This is a genomic window from Pedobacter gandavensis (assembly GCF_032678465.1).
Classification (GTDB): domain Bacteria; phylum Bacteroidota; class Bacteroidia; order Sphingobacteriales; family Sphingobacteriaceae; genus Pedobacter; species Pedobacter gandavensis_B.
Window position 1 is genome coordinate 85,844 of the sequence record NZ_JAVTSK010000010.1, and the last position, 19,114, is coordinate 104,957.

At 39.3% G+C, this 19,114-nt stretch carries 17 protein-coding genes; 9 read left to right on the forward strand and 8 right to left on the reverse strand.

The annotated features are described in order from the left end of the window. Positions 1-159 precede the first annotated feature (159 nt). Positions 160-1,674 carry a glycoside hydrolase gene (locus tag R2Q94_RS17685; RefSeq protein ID WP_316822801.1) on the reverse strand — a complete coding sequence of 505 codons (1,515 nt, stop codon included), beginning with the start codon at positions 1,672-1,674 and terminating at the stop codon, positions 160-162. 198 nt (positions 1,675-1,872) lie between these two features. Continuing rightward, a complete protein-coding gene (locus tag R2Q94_RS17690; RefSeq protein ID WP_316822802.1) occupies positions 1,873-2,415 on the reverse strand; it encodes an RNA polymerase sigma-70 factor in 543 nt (180 codons plus the stop codon). 228 nt (positions 2,416-2,643) lie between these two features. Between R2Q94_RS17690 and R2Q94_RS17695 the strand changes: the two genes are divergently transcribed. Further along, a complete protein-coding gene (locus tag R2Q94_RS17695) occupies positions 2,644-3,537 on the forward strand; it encodes a DMT family transporter (RefSeq protein ID WP_316822803.1) in 894 nt (297 codons plus the stop codon). A gap of 301 nt (positions 3,538-3,838) precedes the next feature. Next, the gene (locus R2Q94_RS17700; RefSeq protein WP_316822804.1) at positions 3,839-5,872 is read left to right on the forward strand and encodes a M13 family metallopeptidase; all 2,034 of its coding nucleotides are present in this window, start codon (positions 3,839-3,841) and stop codon (positions 5,870-5,872) included. A gap of 64 nt (positions 5,873-5,936) precedes the next feature. Here the strand turns inward: R2Q94_RS17700 and R2Q94_RS17705 are convergent, their stop codons facing one another. Continuing rightward, a complete protein-coding gene (locus R2Q94_RS17705) occupies positions 5,937-6,347 on the reverse strand; it encodes an MmcQ/YjbR family DNA-binding protein (protein ID WP_316822805.1) in 411 nt (136 codons plus the stop codon). 41 nt (positions 6,348-6,388) lie between these two features. On the opposite strand from R2Q94_RS17705, the gene mnmD reads away from it, so the two are divergent. The 5 genes from mnmD to mazG all read left to right on the forward strand — a co-directional run bounded on the left by mnmD (position 6,389) and on the right by mazG (position 10,487). Continuing rightward, a complete protein-coding gene (mnmD, locus tag R2Q94_RS17710) occupies positions 6,389-7,051 on the forward strand; it encodes a tRNA (5-methylaminomethyl-2-thiouridine)(34)-methyltransferase MnmD (RefSeq protein WP_316822806.1) in 663 nt (220 codons plus the stop codon). A gap of 128 nt (positions 7,052-7,179) precedes the next feature. Further along, positions 7,180-8,130, forward strand: coding sequence for an aldo/keto reductase (locus tag R2Q94_RS17715; protein ID WP_316822807.1), 951 nt, complete (start codon positions 7,180-7,182; stop codon positions 8,128-8,130). Positions 8,131-8,234: 104 nt separating this feature from the next. Beyond that, complete coding sequence (locus R2Q94_RS17720) at positions 8,235-9,350, forward strand: AI-2E family transporter (protein WP_316822808.1); 1,116 nt, start codon at positions 8,235-8,237, stop codon at positions 9,348-9,350. A 22-nt stretch (positions 9,351-9,372) separates the two neighbouring features. Beyond that, positions 9,373-9,669, forward strand: coding sequence for a hypothetical protein (locus R2Q94_RS17725; protein WP_316822809.1), 297 nt, complete (start codon positions 9,373-9,375; stop codon positions 9,667-9,669). A gap of 11 nt (positions 9,670-9,680) precedes the next feature. After that, complete coding sequence (gene mazG / locus R2Q94_RS17730; RefSeq protein ID WP_316822810.1) at positions 9,681-10,487, forward strand: nucleoside triphosphate pyrophosphohydrolase; 807 nt, start codon at positions 9,681-9,683, stop codon at positions 10,485-10,487. Positions 10,488-10,590: 103 nt separating this feature from the next. Here the strand turns inward: mazG and R2Q94_RS17735 are convergent, their stop codons facing one another. Then, the gene (locus R2Q94_RS17735) at positions 10,591-11,895 is read right to left on the reverse strand and encodes a DEAD/DEAH box helicase (protein WP_316822811.1); all 1,305 of its coding nucleotides are present in this window, start codon (positions 11,893-11,895) and stop codon (positions 10,591-10,593) included. Between the two features lie 120 nt (positions 11,896-12,015). Here R2Q94_RS17735 and R2Q94_RS17740 point away from each other — a divergent pair, with 120 nt between their 5' ends. Then, positions 12,016-12,483: a DUF2059 domain-containing protein gene (locus tag R2Q94_RS17740; protein WP_316822812.1), complete on the forward strand. Its 468-nt coding sequence runs from the start codon at positions 12,016-12,018 to the stop codon at positions 12,481-12,483. Between the two features lie 12 nt (positions 12,484-12,495). Here R2Q94_RS17740 and R2Q94_RS17745 read toward each other — a convergent pair whose 3' ends face one another. Then, positions 12,496-14,253 carry an ABC transporter ATP-binding protein gene (locus R2Q94_RS17745; RefSeq protein ID WP_316822813.1) on the reverse strand — a complete coding sequence of 586 codons (1,758 nt, stop codon included), beginning with the start codon at positions 14,251-14,253 and terminating at the stop codon, positions 12,496-12,498. A 367-nt stretch (positions 14,254-14,620) separates the two neighbouring features. Next, positions 14,621-14,767, reverse strand: a complete 147-nt coding sequence (locus R2Q94_RS17750; RefSeq protein WP_316822814.1) for a hypothetical protein — start codon at positions 14,765-14,767, stop codon at positions 14,621-14,623. Between the two features lie 327 nt (positions 14,768-15,094). Between R2Q94_RS17750 and R2Q94_RS17755 the strand changes: the two genes are divergently transcribed. Further along, on the forward strand, positions 15,095-15,559 hold the full coding sequence (locus R2Q94_RS17755) for a hypothetical protein (RefSeq protein WP_316822815.1): 465 nt from the start codon (positions 15,095-15,097) through the stop codon (positions 15,557-15,559). Between the two features lie 251 nt (positions 15,560-15,810). Here R2Q94_RS17755 and R2Q94_RS17760 read toward each other — a convergent pair whose 3' ends face one another. Then, positions 15,811-17,547, reverse strand: coding sequence for an ABC transporter ATP-binding protein (locus R2Q94_RS17760; protein ID WP_316822816.1), 1,737 nt, complete (start codon positions 17,545-17,547; stop codon positions 15,811-15,813). A 70-nt stretch (positions 17,548-17,617) separates the two neighbouring features. Next, positions 17,618-18,838, reverse strand: coding sequence for an ABC transporter permease (locus R2Q94_RS17765; protein WP_316822817.1), 1,221 nt, complete (start codon positions 18,836-18,838; stop codon positions 17,618-17,620). Between the last annotated feature and the right edge of the window lie 276 nt (positions 18,839-19,114).

Here is a 19,114-nt window from a genome sequence, read left to right on the forward strand (position 1 = left end):
TAACGAATGGGGACTGGAGTAGTACTATGAGAAAAGGTAATTTTATAAAAAAACCTCCTGAAATTTTAAAACTCCAGGAGGCAACAATAAACTATCACCCTATAAATAAAACCTTTATTACCAAAACAAGAAATTCAATTATAGGCTCATCAATAACAATTAATTTTTAAGACCAGTGAAAGTAGTTACCGTCTGCGCAGGAATAGTGAGCGTAAAACTACCATCTGTATTAGCAATTAATGCAGTACCTTGTTGCCAATGTGCCGCACTACTACCAGAAGTCTGATAGCCCGTCAATGTACCAGAAGTAAAACCTTGTAAGCGAAGCGTACAAGTAATCATATCTGTACCCGGATTAATCGCTACCAAACTGAATTTTCCAGTATTTGGATCTTTGTATGCAGATACTTTTAAAACTGAATTATTCTGTACACTAGCACCAAACCTATAATAACCTGCCTGAATATACCTTGAGAATTGTCCCATTACATCATAAGTTTTGGGGAAATCCAGTGAACCATCACTATTGGTACAGATCAGGGATTCATTATTACGAATCGCTAACATCCCTAACCAATAAACGAAGGCATTGACATTACACTCTGCCAGAAACTTATGCATACTGGTGGCCAGTTTTAATCCCCCTACTATGGTATTGTCGTAAGTCCCACCATCATCAGAAGTCTCTGTCATCCAAACTGGTTTATTTCCAGTCGCATAATTCCAGGTCACCGGACTTTGATTTAAACCTCGTTGTCCACCAACCAATTGTCCTACTTCTACATAACCATGACCAGCAAGAATATCTACATTACTTCTATCCATCCCGGCAAGGAAAGTATTCGCAGTACCCCATGCCGCATTCTCTGAAGAAAGAATTTTCATGGTATTTAAGCCTTGCTGGTTTAAAGCAGGTCTTAAATTATTAGTAACAAATTGCCCAAGATGCGCTGAAGTCCAATAAGAAGCATCCCAATCAGAGAACACGTTCTCTGGTTCGTTGGAAGGAGATATGGCATAAAAATTCACACCTTCATTCTGAAAGGATTTCGCAAATCCAGCCATATATCTTGCGAAGTCACTGGAGCTTGTATTGTAATTCAAGCCATTGAACCATTTCGCACTTTCCTGACTGGTATTGGTTTTCATCGACAACGGAGGTGTCCAGGTACTTGCAAAGGTAATTGGCACCTGGTAGCGTTCTTTAATCTTCTTTAAAATCCATAATTGTCCCAGATGTTCCTTTTGGACCGCTGTTAAGGAAGTATAAGCAGTACTGTTCACGTTCACATCGATGTCGACACCTGCAGGCTTGATGGTCACTACTCCCGTTTGTTTATTGAAAGGATAAGTATGTAATACTTTTCCGCGCACCATATTCAGCTTCAATCCGGAATTCCCCCATAAATAAGACATGATGCTATCTCTTTTCGGAGATTCAAAGAATGGTACAATACGGCCGCCAAAAGCACCAAAACCATCAATGCGCTGGAAGGTTTGTTCCCAATTGATCGTGATTTCTGCAGTGCCTGCAGCTGCAGTCGCAGCTAATGTATTCGCTTTTAATTTTTGAGATTCTGAAACCAGATCATCAATCGGTTTCTTTTTACAGCCTCCGGCAAGGGCAAACGTTAGTACAGCCAGAAAAGTCAATTGTAGGTTGTTGCACCTCATAATTCATTTAATTTGAGTTCAGATTTTACAAGTCATTATTGACCTGCATAGAATTAAATAATTAATTTGACATCAATTGGGGAGCGACCCGAAAATAGCTCTCCTTAAAGCGCTTTATTTTGTTGTCTTGTCATATACTAAGTACATAACTAACTTAAAAAAAAGGAGCAGGATAAATAAATACTATTTTATCCAATTTTAATACAATTGGGATTTCAGACGAAGTCTTTTCAGTGCGCTGGTGATTTGATTCTTTACCGTTTGTGAGGAAATAGAAAGCTTTCCCGCAATCTCATTCACAGAAAGCTCTTCTTCTCTGCTCATTTCAAAAACGGTACGCATTCCTACCGGCATCCGTTGAATTTCCAATCTCAAATGATTAGCCATCTCCTTGGTACTATACTGTTCGAAAAGTGAATTGTCTGTTTCTTCTGTGATATTCAGAAACTCGACATCATGTTTGATGCGTAGGCTTTGTCGACGACTAAGGTCTGTCAACTTGTTTTTTAAAATGGTATATATAAAGCCAATAAAAGTAGTGGTGATTTTTAAAGAATGGCGTTTTTGCCAGATGATCATAAATAAATCATGAACCACATCTTTTGCCTCCTCCCGATTGTTCAGTTTCTTGCAGGCGATTGCATATACCACTTCCCAGTAACGTGAGTAAATTTCATTAAACGCGTCATTATCGTCCTGTCTCAATAAGGTCAGCAAATCCTGGTCTGTGAGCTGTTTCAATGATTTGGTGTTAGGTGTGGTTATATTTGGTGATCCAATATATAAAATATATTACAAATTTAAAGGAATAGAAAAAGCCAGGCCTTACCATTACCGTTAAGTTTTTATTAAGTTCTTGCACAAGAACAGTCGGAAAAAATTTCCTTTGATCAATTTTCGGCCAAATTATCGCTTTCTTAAACCTTAAAACTTCCAAAAAATCAGCAAATTCCTTAGGTTTAAGACGAAATGACAAAAGGGACAATAAAAACACTTGGTATAGGGGTATTATTTTCAATGCTTTGGGCATCTGCTTCAGTAGCTACTAAATTCGGGGTCAGGTCTGCCCCACCACTGATCCTGGCCAATGTTCGCTTTTTCCTTGCGGGCCTGGTGTTACTTGGTTACTGTTATGGGATCAGTAAAGATAAAATCTACCGCCTTCCTACTGGAAGTGAATGGAAACAACTGGCTATTTTCGGATTTCTGAATACCGCCGTGTACCTGGGGCTATATGTTTATGCTATGAAATTTACTGCTGCGGGGATTGGCAGTCTGGCGGTTTCGACCAACCCATTGTTGATTGTCCTGTTTTCCTCCTGGCTGATAGGACGCAGACCTTCCGGAGCAGAAATATTAAGTATTGTTCTTGGTATGACCGGTATTGCTTTCGCGACCTACCCACTATTAGGCAACCAAAGCACGAGCTTGATGGGGATTGGACTATTGATGCTCAGCATGATCGTGGTTTCTTTTGCCAGTGTATACTATGCAAGTGTCACCTGGACTTTACCAAATCTATTGATCAACGGATGGCAAGTGACACTAGGCGGATTCTTTTTGCTACCTGTGACTGCTGTTTTTGGCAATTTCGATTCTTTTCAACCTGATGCGATCTTTTGGTATTCCGTTTTATGGCTCAGTCTAGCCGTATCCGTCACCGGACTGATCTGCTGGTTCTTTTTACTCAAACTCGATACCGTAAAAGCCTCTCTATGGCTATTCCTATGTCCTTTGTTTGGTTTCTTTTATGCCTGGTGGCTGATGGATGAACCCATCACCTGGTACACAGTTTGCGGAACCATTCTCGTAGTTTTAGGCCTTTATATCGGTCAGCGTCAACGTATAAAAAAGACATCCTAAAACATCCTTTCAGAAGTATTTTATATCATAAAATTTTAGCAGCACACAATAAAATATGTTAAAATATGTTAAATAGATATAAATACCCAGGTTATGAAAGCGATAAAGATAGTTATGTTTACAGGGGGCATCATTAAAAAACTAGGCTTAACCAAGCTATATTACTGGTTCTATAAGTAATATTTTTAGTAGATATATGGTTTATTTACAGCGATTTCCTACATTGATCATCCGATGGATGGGCCAATAATTGTTATGGGGATAATTACGGTCATATCCATCTGCTATTAACTAACTGATTATGACTACTAAACTGAAAAGCTATTTTGCTGCATTGGGGATTCTGGCTGCAAGCTACACTGCAAATGCTCAATCACAAATGAAATTTATTGATCCTGCAAACATGGATCTAAGCGTTAAACCTGGTGATGATTTCTACCAATATGCAAGTGGTACCTGGATCAAAAACAACCCTGTTCCCGCTAAAGAAACACGCTGGGGGAGTTTTAATGCACTCCGGGACTTCAATATCAATGCCGTAAAAGGTCTGGTAGAAAGCGCTGCAGCCGACAAATCCGCTCCTGCAGGTTCTGTTAAAAGGCGTGTAGGTGATTTTTATGCCGCGGCAATGGACAGTCTGACTATTGAAAAACTAGGCTATACACCAATTAAGGCCGACCTGGAAAAAATTAAACAGATCAAAGACCTTCAAGGTATTCTTGATCATGCAGCCTACCTGAGAACCACTGGCCTGGCTTCACCGATGTTCAGCTTCTACGTTGGCCAGGATAGAAAAAATGTCAATAAATATATGGCCCAACTTGGACAGGGAGGAACTTCCTTACCTGACCGCGATTATTACCTGAAAGATGATCCTAGAAGTGTAAAAATCAGAGAAGCTTACGATAAATACATGACTACCCTTTTTACTTTAACAGGTAGTACTCCAGCTGAAGCAAAGAAAAAAGCCGCAACCGTGATGGCGATTGAAAAACAATTAGCGGAAGCACAAATGGCTAGAGTGGAAATGCGTGATCCACATAAAACCTATAATAAATTCACTGTTACAGAATTTAGTAAAACGACACCACAGTTGAACTGGGCAACCATGCTTCCTAAATTTAAGGTAACCGGACAAGACACCATTCTGGTATCTTCCCCTAAATTCTTTGTGAGCCTGGATGGGTTGTTAAAAACTGTTCCTGTGGCTGATTGGAAGACATACCTGGAATGGAATGTATTGAAATCAGCAGCATCTAACCTAAGTAGTCCTTTTGTAAATGCAGCTTTTGCTTTTACCCAGGCACAGACTGGTCAGAAAGTACAAACCCCGAGATGGCAAAGAATGTCGCAGCTAACCGATGGTACCATTGGTGAATTACTCGGACAATTATATGTTGCCCAATACTTTAAACCGGATGCGAAAGTTCGCATGACAGAATTAATCTCCAATCTGAGAAAAGCATTTGAGATCAGAATCAATGGTCTGGATTGGATGAGTGCGGAAACCAAAGGAAAAGCACTGGAAAAACTAAACGCTTTCGTTCCTAAAATCGGCTATCCCGATAAATGGAAAGATTATGCCGGTTTAACCATTACCCGTACTACTTACTTCCAAAACTTGCGCAATGCAGGTGCATGGGGATATAATGAGATGGTTACCCAATTGGGGAAACCAGTAGATCGTACTCGTTTCGGCATGACACCTCCTACCGTTAATGCTTATTATAGTCCAACGATGAATGAAATCGTTTTCCCTGCTGGAATTCTTCAGTTCCCTTTCTTCGATCCTAATGCGGATGATGCCGTAAATTACGGAGGTATAGGTGCGGTAATCGGCCATGAGATGTCTCATGGATTCGATGATTCCGGAAGTCAATACGACAAAGATGGAAACTTACGCAACTGGTGGACACCAGAAGACAAAGTTAAATTTGAAGCAAAAACCAAAGCCCTAGGTGAACAATTTGATGCTTATACCGTGCTGGATACCATACATGTGATTGGTAAACTGACTATGGGAGAAAACATTGGCGATCTGGGTGGTTTGAATGCGGCTTATACTGCCTTTAAATTAACCAAACAAGGACAGTCGGAAGATGAAATTGATGGCTTTACTCCTGACCAGCGTTTCTTCTTATCCTGGGCTCAGGTATGGAGAGGAAATATTTTGGATGAAACCGCAGCACAGCTGATCAAAACAGATCCACACTCTCCTGGTCCATACAGAACCATTGGTGCACCAGTAAATATGGATGCCTGGTACAAAGCTTTTGATGTTCAACCTGGTGATAAACTATACAAGAAACCAGAGGATAGAATCAGAATGTGGTAATAAAGATATTAATCAATGAAAAAGCGCGGTCTTCTCTCTATGGAAGCCGCGCTTTTTTTTATAATCAGACATATAATGCCTGTAATTTCTTGCTCAGTTTTGCCATAATCAATGCTCTGGAGGTTGCAATCCGGGCTTTTAACTCCTCATCCGACATCACTTCTAATCCACTCACTTTGATCCATTGTCTTTTCGCCATATGCGGTGCCTGTTGAATTCCCGGTCGACCTATCAGGGCATCAAAATCTTCAGGATCACATTTAATAGAGAAGCTTCCCAGTTCCAAATCAATGATCACAAATAATTTTTCCGCAATCATAAAGCAAAGGTGGTCCCATTTCATCCCCTCGGTGGTCCCTTTTAAACTGAGGTTATATGCTCTAAAGTTTTCTATATCCATATTATAATTCTTCCTTAAAGCTACACAAAGCTTCTTAAGTTTCACAAAAGCCTCAACAGCAAATTTAAAAAGCATTATCTTGCGACTGATCCATAAATTTTGGCTCATCTGTAAAAATGAACATCATAACTTTAACTGCCGACGGCTCAAATACCTTGTTCAACGAAACGATTGGCGAACATTACCATTCTAAACATGGTGCTTTACAAGAAAGTAAACATGTATTTATTGAAGCCGGATTTAAGCACCTCACTACAAAGCAGCAAGCCATCTCCATTCTGGAAGTCGGATTTGGCACAGGACTCAACTTCCTGCTCACACTGGAGCATGCAGTAGCACAAAACCTGGAACTTAAATACACCGGACTGGAAGCTTTCCCATTAGAACTGGAAGCCTTAAAATCAACTGGCTACCAACAATATGTCCCGGAGAACATCTGGAATAGTTTAGAAAACAATTATTTGAAGGCCCTAAAAGCGCCAGTCCGCCTATTTCCAGAACAAGAGCTATTTATCCCACATACTACACTGGATCAGTTTCAGGGACCTGCAAGCTTTGATCTGATTTACTATGATGCCTTTTCTGTACAACATCAACCTGAAATGTGGTCGGATGAAATCATTGCCCATACCTGCAGCTTCCTGAAATCAGGCGGAACTTTCGTAACCTATGCCATCACCGGAAAATTAAAACGAGCCTTGAAAAGTAATGGTTTTACCATAGAAAAGTTACCTGGTGCTCCGGGTAAAAGGGAAATGCTAAGAGGGACAAAGTTGTAATTAATGTCATTTTCCATGACTGAACAATCTATTTAACAACAAAGAAGCCTTAATCGTTGTTAAATAGATTCGTCCTTAATACTCATCAAGGACCTTCAACAAACAATTAAAACAACAGATAGCTGGCAATGGAAAAAAGAAAACTAGGCAACTCCGATTTATTTGTATACCCGATCACTTTTGGTGGAAATGTTTTTGGCTGGACCATAAACGAAGCCAAATCTTTTGAAATATTAGATGGTTTTAGGGGAGCTGGATTCAACTTTATCGATACCGCAGATGTATATTCCAGATGGAATCCGGGCAATACCGGCGGAGAATCTGAAACGATTATCGGCAACTGGATGCAACAACGCAAAAATCGTAACGAGGTCATCATTGCAACTAAAGTAGGTGGCGATATGGGTCATGGGAAATCACTTTCTAAAAAGACCATCCTTGAAGGCGTAGATGCCTCCTTAAAAAGACTAAAAACAGACTATATCGACCTTTATCAAAGCCATTACGACGATCCAAATACACCGATTGCCGAAACGCTGGAGGCTTATGATGAATTGATCAGGGCAGGGAAAATCCGCTGGATTGGCGCTTCAAATTACACAGGAGTACGTTTAAAAGAAGCCTTGGAGATTGCTCAAAAACTAAGCCTTCCTAAATACCAGACCTTTCAGCCGGAATATAATCTGTATGCCAGGGAAGCCTATGAAAAAGACCTGGAACAGGTGGTAATCGACCACAAACTGGCCGTGATCAATTATTATGCCTTAGCCAGTGGTTTCCTCAGCGGGAAATACCGTTCTGAAACGGATTTAAGTAAAAGTCAACGTGGCGCTGGCATTCAGAAATACATGAATGAGCGTGGCTTTAAAATCCTGAAAGCATTGGATGAAGTATCCGAGCAATATAATGCCACGCCGGCAAGTGTATCATTGGCCTGGCTGATTGCCCGACCTACGATAACCGCTCCAATTGCCAGTGTAACCAGTCTTTCTCAATTGGAAGACCTGAAAAAGGCAGCCCTGATGAAACTGAATGTAGAAGACATCGCCATTTTAGATGAGGCAAGCAGCTGGAAATAAAAACAAAGCTATTCATAAATGCCTTGCCGGAGAAAATTTGGCAAGGCATTTGTCTTTGTGAGTAAATGATTAAATTACAAGGCTATTAAGATAAGAAATCCACCATGAAGAACAGCTCCACCCAACCATTTAATGCAAAATTAGCAATAGTCCTGTTCTCCATTATTTCATTAGGTTACCTCGCCATATTGGGACAGACCATCCTTGCTCCTTTACTCACGTCTTTTTTATTGGCCATTTTATTATTGCCACTGGCTAATTTCCTGGAACAGAAATGCCGTCTCAAAAGAAGTATGGCCTCTATCATCTCAGTGATCCTGATGATCGCAGTGATTAGTAGTATCCTCTTTTTCCTGGTCAACCAACTGACTGACCTATGGCAAGACTGGCCCCTATTGAAACATCAGGGAGAAACCTCTTTTCATGAACTACAGCAATGGATCGCCGCTAATTTTGGTGTGAATGCCCAAAAACAGATTGAATATGTGAAAGAAGTAGCTTCAAAAGCATTATCTACCAGCGCAGTATTTGTTGGCGCTACCTTACTTACGCTGTCCACCTCTCTCTTATTCCTCTTTTTCCTATTGCTGTTTACATTTTTCCTGCTCAACTACAGAAAAGTATTGTTTAGCTTTTTAACGGCTGTATTTGAAGAACAACATACAGAAAAGGTAAGTGAAATTGTCCGACAAATTCAATACATCATTAAGAAATACATCACCGGATTATTCCTCCAAATGGTAATTGTGACCAGTTTAATGATGCTGGTACTTTGGATACTTGGGGTGAAATATGCAGTTCTACTGGGCTTAATCACTGGAATATTTAACATCATTCCTTATATCGGGATATTCAGTGCTTTACTCATCAGTGTACTGATCACTTTTGCCACTGCAGGTGCTGCAAAGGTCTTGCTGGTGATCATTGCCTTCATTGCCGTCCATGCGGTAGATGGAAACATATTAATGCCGCTGGTCGTGGGCTCTAAAGTAAAGATCAATGCTTTATTTGCCTTTATTGGGATCGTAGTCGGTGAAATGGTCTGGGGCATTTCAGGAATGTTCCTATGCATCCCATACCTCGCCATGCTGAAAATCATTTTTGATCGTATAGATTCTTTAAAACCCTGGGGAATTCTGCTTGGTGGTGAAGAGAAACCTGAAAAGAAAAGAAAGGTTTATCGCTTAAGTAAGAACATCAAATTAGAAGAACAAGAATAACCATATCTCCGGAAATTATCGCATGAAAGAAAACCGATCACCACATATCCTGAACACTTCTGCCAATCTTTTAGGGCTTTGCTTTATCGTACTGACCTCCATTAAAGTCTCTAAAATGCAGGATGTTACTTTAATAGATGAGACTACTGCTTTGGCCATTCTATTGTTCATGACCAGCTGTATTCTTTCTTTTATCTCCATGGGGAAAATAAAAGGACAGCACGATCGACTGGAAAAAACCGCGGATATACTCTTCTTATCTGGCCTGGTTGTTCTCTTTTTAACCACAATGATGATTACCTTTAACGTCATTAAATAAAACACAACACAATGCCCAATCATATTGCCCCATCCACCGCTGCTGATCCAGCAAGCGCTTTTCAAAGGCTGTTAACTGTATTAGATACCCTCCGTACGGATTGTCCATGGGATAAAAAACAGACCATGGAAACCCTCCGTCACCTCACTATTGAAGAAACCTATGAACTGTCTGATGCCATTCTTGACGGTGATCTGGAAGAGGTAAAAAAAGAACTTGGAGATGTGATGATGCACCTGGTTTTTTACGCCAGAATCGCTTCCGAAACCAATGACTTTACCATAGTTGACGTACTCAACAGTGTTTGTGATAAACTCATCAACCGTCATCCTCACATCTATGGTGATGTAGAAGTAAAAGACGAACAGGATGTGAAACGCAACTGGGAGCAAATTAAGCTAAAAGAAGGTAATAAATCTGTGTTGGCAGGCGTTCCGGCCGGCTTACCATCCCTGGTTAAAGCCAGTAGAATTCAGGAAAAAGCCAGAGGAGTAGGTTTCGACTGGGATGATAAAACCCAGGTCTGGGAAAAAGTAGAAGAAGAACTTGAGGAGTTTAAAAAGGAATACAATACCAAAGACCATGAAGCGATAGATGTGGAAAAAGCGGAAGAAGAATTTGGAGATCTCCTGTTTTCTTTGATCAACTATGCACGTTTCATTAACATCAATCCAGAAAATGCATTAGAGAAAACCAATAAAAAATTCATCAAGCGGTTCCAGTATCTGGAAAGTAAAGCCAAAGAAAATGGCAAAGCATTACAGGATATGACCCTTGCGGAGATGGATGTTTACTGGAATGAAGCTAAAAAAGTATAAGCTGATCAAGTATCCTTAATCCGGAAGAGTCCTTAATAAATAAAATAGCCCATTTTCAAATCTGATTTGAAAATGGGCTATATCATGATAACAGGCTATAAAACTAGCTGTGTTTCTTTTTCATGGTCATCTTTGCCTTCTGGCCGATGCCATAGTTATAATCTTTTGAGTTACTTTCTTTCTTGTCATGGAATGCACCACCACCGGCAGGAGCATCATGCTTTACTTTAACGATTCTGCTTTTATCAAAAGCTTCAGTCTTATTTTTTTGCACCTTATCAATCACCAGATCTTCAGGCAAATCCATAACTGTCAGTTTTTTACCAATTGACTGCTCTATTTTTTTCACTTCTACCAATTCCATATCGCTGGCAAAAGTAATGGCTACTACTTCTTCTTCAGCAGTTTTCAGGATTCTGCTCAGGAAAATTTCCTTTTGCTCAGGAACTTCAAAATGGAAAATAAAAGGAATACCTGAAAGGTCCAGGTTATTGGAACCTTCATTAGCAACAATCAATACCCTTGCTTCAGGAATTTCCTTAAAATCTTCAATATGGTCAAAGCCATCCTCATCAAAAAACAAAGGATTCAGTACGGAAATCGCACCTGGCCTTGCCGAATGCAAGCTTTGAGCCAACTTCTGGGCTGTCAGACGTGAATTTACAAATACGACAACTTTATCAAACACCTCATCATCTCTCAATAACAAGTTGAGCAGATTCACTTTGGTTTTATGGTTAGGAACCTGATATAAAATCAGATCATGGGTACTTGCCTGATTTTCACCAAGGTCTTCTACTTCTAAAGTAGTTGGAAAATGTAGGAACTGATCAATCATATTGTTCAATTTTTCATGAACAACAGTAGTAAAGATCAAATGCTGACATTTACCTGCACTTCTTGCCAGTTCGCAAACCGGAAGTTGCATGCCTTGTTTTACAATTACTTCTGCATCGTCAACGATGAACATTTGCAATTTGCTCAGGTTTAAACCTAGTTTTAGGTAAATGGCTCTTGCTCTTGTTGGCAATGCCACTACAATATCCACTCCATCTACCAGATCCAATACATCCTGCTCTGTACCACCGGTTCCGTATAATCCCATAATACGGAGGTTTTTATTTTTATTTAACTTCTCAAATTCCTCTATCACCTCTAATACCTTTTCCTTTGAAGGAACAAGGATCAGCACTTTTGGCGCTTCATCTGTGCTGTATTTCAGGCGCATTAGGACCCCAAGCACATAGTTCGTCGTTTTTCCTGAACCTTCAGGACCAACAGCAACAATATCTTGTCCGCCAAGAATTCTTGACATTGTTTTTGCCTGAATCTCTTTCGCAGATATATATCCGGCATCAGTCATTGCGGATACCAGTTGCTTGCTTAGTTTTAATTTCTCTAATGACACAGTTTCTCTATTAATATTATAATGCTGCAAATTTACGTAATATTTAATTGAGGTCTGTAGCCTTTTAAAATTCCACAATATTTTAATGAAAATATCAGATTATTCCCCTTAATTTGAAAGATGAAAAACAAAACAACTACGATAAAAAAGACCATTCTTATCCTGACTTTATTACTTAGCACCAGCATGTTTTCCTTTGGACAGGATAACAATTCTTATAAAGCAAGTCTAAAAGAAATGATGGAAGTATCCGGTTCTACACAATCCTACAAAGTGGCGATCGTGCAAACCATAAAGATGCTTAAATCTCAAAAAAGCGAAGTTCCCGACGCCTTCTGGCAAGAATTTGAGGCTATCTTTATTCAATCTGCTCAGGAAGATCTGTTTGAATTGCTATACCCAATCTATCAAAAATACATCACTGAAGCTGAAGTAAAAGACATCACAAAGTTCTACAACACACCTACAGGAAAGAAATTTGCACAAAAAACACCATTTATCCTACAGGATTCTATGGCCGCCGGTCAGCAATGGGGCATGAAATTAGGTGAACAATTGGCAAAAAAAATACAGGAAAAAGGATATTAATCCAGAACTCCCCTAACTTTTCCGCTTACCTTTCAGCAACAGATCCATGGCATGATCAAGCGTACCGGCACGCGTCACTTCTCCGGAATTCACGAAGAAAATCTCATCTGCATTCTCGATGGTATTGAGCCGGTGCGCAATAATCACCAATGTCGTCTCTTTAGGTAATTTTTTTAGAATCGTACTGAGTAATTGTTCGGTAATTGTATCAATATTTGCAGTGGCCTCATCGAGGATCAGCAATTCCGGATTCCTTAAAACGGCCCTCATAAAAGCAATCAATTGCTTCTGACCTAAACTAATATTATCAGAACCTGAAGTCACAGCAGTTTCCAGCCCCTCTTCAAAAATGGCCAGTAAAGCATCCAGGTTCGCTTTCCTGATCACTTCTTCCAATTGTTCATTGGAATAATCCTTATACCTGCTATTGCCATATAAGATATTATCCCGTACCGTCCCGGTAAACAGGAATGGCTCTTGCAGGATAAATCCAATCTTAGCCGCACGTTCCTCATGGGTATAGGAACGAATGTCTTTCCCGCTCAATAAAACTGTTCCTTCGGTAGCATCATACAAACGGGCAATTAAAGATGCCGTGGTTGTTTTACCACCGCCCGTAGGGCCAATCAAGGCATAAGTCTTTCCTTTTTCCAGACTAAAACTGATGTTGTGCAAAATTTCCTGATCTGCAGTATAAGAGAAATGCACATTTCTGAATTCCAGTAATGCCTTAGAACTTAGCTTACTTTCTTCCAGCTGTTGCAGGTCATTTTTCATAGATAAAATCTGTGAAATCCTGTCCCATCCTGCCATTGCCACCTGGAAATTGGCCCATAAAGCCGCCAATTGCCTTAATGGATTGTAGAAATTGGTCGTGTAGGAAAAATAACTCACCAATAATCCGATAGTAAATTGTCCCTGTGCAATCAGGTAAATTCCAAATAACAATACAATCAATTGTGCCATGCTAGACAACAAACCATACACCGGCATTAAAATATTATTGGCCAGGCCGGCAGCTATCGCGGTTTTATAATTCTGACGGTTTGCCTCATCAAATCTTTTTCGAAAATAATCCCTTCTATTGAAGGCAATGATCACCTTAAAATTATTCAGACTTTCCTGAATCTCCGCACTCATTCCCCCAACGCTTTTAAGGTTGGATGCATTTCTTCTTTTCACCCATGGAGATACTAAAGCAGTAAAAATTAGAATCAACAATGCCGGAACCAGCGCTGCAGCACCGAGCTCAAAATTGATCATCAATAAGAAGATACCTGCACCAGTCATCGTTACGATACTGCCAATAAACTGCATCAGGGATTGTGAGAAAAACTGATTGATTTTATCCGTATCATTATTCACTCTGGAAATCAGATCTCCAGCCTTATTTTCATTAAAAAAAGCTACCGGAAGCTCCTGAAGCTTATTAAAAACTGCATTTCTCAGCGTATACAACATTCTTTGCCCCACGCCTCCCATCAGTTTTGTTTGCAGGTATCCTGTGCAAAGAGCAAGAAAATACATCCCAAACAGAATTCCTGTAAAGACCAATACACCATGATAATCTTTCGTACGTACGTAAGCATCAATGGTATGTCCAACCAATAATGGCCCCAACAATAATAAAGAAGAGTTCAAAAGAATAATCCCTGATGCAATCCAAAGATTTTTCTTCTCCTCAGAAATTAATTGAATCAGTTTTTTTAATGCCTGAAAAGTTGATTTCTTTTCTTCCTGGCCAGTATGCTGATTAAGATTGTAATTCATAATTGCAGAAAAAACAGTTAAGCAACTGACCTTAAGTTACTTGTATTTAATGAATATATTTTTTGTAGCATATTGGTAGTAAAAAGAATAAAATAATGAAGCTAGATATGTATACTGTTCCTCCACCAATATTTGAAGAAGACAAATATAACGATCAAAATTATCAATCCAACTCCGCAGCAAAACAAGCTCACCGGCTCCTTCTGAACTCCTGAGGATCCAGATGATTTCTTATCTTCATTCTTCCTAGATTCCGATTTAAGTATCTAACTTCTATTTAATGGTCGTCACTCAGCTATCGATGATCAATCCTGCCGAATCCCGCCGGCTTTCAGTTTTAGTCTCCAGCTTTGAATATTTACTTGATTTAAAACCCTTTCCGAACATTCCGCAGCCAGAAAGTAAAATGATCATTGAGATCAGGAAAGTCCAACTCCTGCACTTTGGCATTTACTGAATCTACTTTTACACTGATTGGAACACTTGAAGGAGAAGCTTTTTGTTCGATGATCACTTCTGAGTAGGTATTGGTAAAAGTTCAAGCCTAATGATGGCTACAACTGTTGTTCACGAAACTTAAATGCATATATAAATATTAATGTTGACAGAGCCGTTTTTCAGGTGAAAATTGGATACACAATTAGCAATGGCAATGATTTATAGCCTTGATAATTATGAGCCTGGTATTTCTCAAAATTTCATCAACAATATCAAAAATACATACGATGCAATACTAGTCAAATACAACATTAATAAGACCGAATTAAACATCTTTCATTAAAATAATTTAAATTCAATTAAAAACCAACCAAAAACTGACTGCCAATAAAAACCAAAGAATATGAGAATTTTAATTTACTTATTAGGAATTTTATTCCTTACAAACCAAGATTGCGAAGGTCAAATCAATAAAAAGGAAAAAGACTCAGTCTACTACTACCTTGATACTGCTGCAGTAGCAATTAAAGACCGTATGGTTTTTAAAGATTCATTAGCGTATGGTATCTCTTACTACATACCATGTAAGTGTAATTTAGGGGGAAGTAACATAAATTTTGAAAAATCGAAATTCGCAAAGAGTAAAGCCATTACTCTGGATGAATTCAAAAAAATAAAAACTGTATCAATCACTGATCTTTTATCTATTGTTGTCAACAAGATAACAGATAAAAGCAAGATCACTTCCTATTTCATTATCGAACCCAGTGGTAAGGCTATGAAAATAAGCCAGGTGTTACTAATGGATCCGCGGCGAACTGAAGTGATCGATAAAGGTGGTGTATATATTAAACCCATTAAAAAGTAGACTTTTTTCATTACTCCTAACCGTCAGTAAACCCTGACTATCAAGGGTATTTATATTATAACCAGCAGTTTTTGTTCGGTTAAAAGCTAAACAACAACATATTCCTCCAAACCACTCAGCACAAACGAATCTGCGGTTTTAAGGGGGGCAATTTGGATCGGCGCGAAGGGGGCTTTTTAAAGTGGCGAAGGGCTGGGAGCAATTTGAAGCGGTTTCTCCAATAAATCAATTGAATACAAAATACTACAAAATTAAGATTGTAATTCATAATTGCTGGTACTCTGTTGTGAGTTAAAAATCTGAACATACTCCGGACTGGTTTTCATCAGTTCCACATGTTTCCCCTGTGCTACGATCTCGCCTTGCATCAATACAATTACCTTATCGTAATGCGCTACAGCAGCGATTTTCTGCGTAACAGATAAAAGAGTGATGCCAGGATAATTTTGCTGCACATTTTCTAAAATTCTCTTTTCGGTATGCTGATCTACACGGGAAGTGAAATCATCAAGTAATAACACTTTAGGATTTACCGCCAATGCCCTGGCCAGCATAATGCGCTGCTTTTGTCCGCCGGAAAGATTAGATCCCCGCTCAGAAACAATAGTATTCAACTGCTCCGGTAATGCATTGATGAAATCATGTAATTCAGCCGTAGCAATCGCTTTTTCCAGCGATTGATCCGTTACCGTATCGTTAAATGCAATATTCTCCCGGATACTCATATTAAATATGATGCTGTCCTGAAATACAAAGCCTACCTGTTGGTGAAAAGCTTCAGGATCATAATCCTGAATATCATGTCCATCGAACTGAACCTTCCCCGTATCTGGAGGAATCAAGCCGGTAAGGATGTATAACAATTGGGACTTCCCTGCCGCAGTTGGACCAATAATCGCAGTTTTTGAACCCGCTTCCAAAGCGAAAGAGATGTTTTTTAAAGCTGGTTTTTGTCCATAAGACACCGAAACGCCTGTTAACTCAATTGCTCCTTTTAACAATTCGGTGATTTTGCCACTTGCAGGCTTTTCCTGGAGGTTCAATACCCCTTCAATGCGTTTATAGGAGGTCGTAGCCTGAGCAATCACATTACTCATAAAACCAATCACCAGAATAGGGAAAATCAATAAGCTCAGGTAACTATTGAAGGCCGCAAACTCTCCCAACGACATGGTACCCTGTATTACAAAATGACCACCTAAAGCCAGAATTGTTAAGCCAGCCATATTAGCCACAAAAATGATCAGTGGAATTAAACCTGCAAACAAGTTCAAAATCGCTAATCCAAGATCCCTTGCCTGAGAATTAGCCGATAAAAATTTACTATACTCTAGTTGCTGGGAGTTGATCACACGAATCAATGCAGCACCTAATATACTTTCGTTGATGACCTTGTTGAGCCAATCGATCACCTCTCTGCTTTTCTTAAACAAAGGCTTCACTTTATTCAATACCAGATAAAAGGCAGTTCCAATGATGGGTACAATGGCAATTACTGCCAAAGCCAATCGCCAGTTTAGCCCCAATAACAAAATACTGGCTCCTATAATCAGGAAAATTGAAGAGGCAATTGAAACAATGGCCTGGGAAACGAAAGATTTAATCGCATCAACATCAGTCGTCAGATTGGTGAGCAATTTAGAAGGATTTGCCTTTTCTATGTAAGCATGACTTTGACGGGAAATCTGGTCGGAAAGCTGTGTCCTAAGGTCTCTGGCTACCTTTTCAGAAGCATAAGTCTGTACAATGCTCTGTAAATAAGTGAAAATAAAAATCAGCAGGATCGCTCCGGAAAACTCAATCAGCACCGGTTCAATCTGAAAAGTACCATTGGTATAAGCATCTATGCCATTTGCAATTAACTTAGGCAACATTAAGTTGACCCCATTACTTAGCAATGCCAGGAAGATCAGCAAATAAATCATTCCTCGATAGGGCTTCAGCAGACTAAAAACGCTAGATTTCTTCTCTTTTACTGTTGCTTTCATATTTTCAATTTCCCTTTATAGCGGGCCCTAAAGAGCCCAAAATGATATATTTAATCCTTCCAGTTTACTACTATTTAAACCTGATTGCTTTTAGAGGCGAAATCTTACTCACCAATAAAGAAGGAATAATCAGTACCACAAAACAGATCACTACAATCCCAACATTCAACAGCAACACATCTACAACATGAAGATCGACAGGCACATAAGACAGATAGTAAGAACCCTGGTCTAGTTTAAATACATGTGTATAATTCTGGATAAGGCCCAGCCCCAGTCCTAGAATGTTGCCCAGAAGCAAACCAATACCAACCAGATAAATGGCATTGTACAGGAAAATTTTGATGACACTAAAATCTGTCATTCCAAAAGCCTTCATCATCCCGATCATATTTGTACGCTCAAGAATCATGATCAGCAGGGCCGTAATCATATTGATCACCCCTACAATCATCATCAGAATCAGTAAAACCCGTGTATTGACATCCAGTAAGGATAACCAGGTAAAGATTGCAGGAAAGAATTCAGAAACGGATTCAGACCTGAGGTTCACTTCCAGATTATCATATATTCCAGTCGACACTTCCTTTAGCTTAGAAAAATCTTTAATTCTGATTTCCAATCCACCAATTTCGTTGGGAGCCCAATTGTTCAACCGACGAACCACATTCAGGTCGCCCAGAACAAAACCCTTATCGATTTCCTCTACACCCACATCATAAATCCCTACAATCTTAAATTTCCGGTTTCTGGGTGGATCCTGGACAAAGTACATGATAAAATCATCACCAGTTTTCAATTTCAATCGGTTTGCAGTAAACTGGGAAATCATAATTTCTTTCATGGCCTGGGCACTGTCAGCGAAATTGATCACCTTGCCACTAACCAGGTGATTCCTGATATAATCCCAATTAAAATCTTTATCGATTCCTTTGAAATTTATTCCCTCTACTTCATCATTCACAGAGATGATAGCAGGTTTAGTGGCATATGATTGATAAAATGCGATATTTGGATTCGACTTTAAATGCGCGAGTGTTTCCGCTTCCGGAACAAAAGGAGTCTGCTCAAAAGAATTATTCAGGTCAAACTTAAAGATTCTCACATCACCGATGTAGCCCCTCACTTTTTCCTGTATCTCTCTTTTAAATCCTTTGATGATCGCTACCGAAAGCATCATCACTGCTAAACTGAGCATTACACCTGCAATTGCAATGCGAACAATCAGCTTGGAAAAAGTACGCTCAGATTTAATGGCTATACGCCTCGCTATGAAATATTCTATGTTCAAACTTTTGCTATAAATAGTGACTTAGCAAAAATACGCCTACTGCATTTTTACAGCGATAAAGTTGCAAATATTATGTGAATTTCTCGTCTTTAAATACAGCAAAGATATCTGACTGTCAAACAAGAGAGATATCTTGATATAAACAATTCAATGTATCAGTCTTAAGCGCTATATAGAGCTGGATTTGGCAGAACAAACACACAAAGATATCTAAACATCAAGATGTAGACATATATCAACATCTTTATTCAAAGAATGATTTATATCTTTATGAAA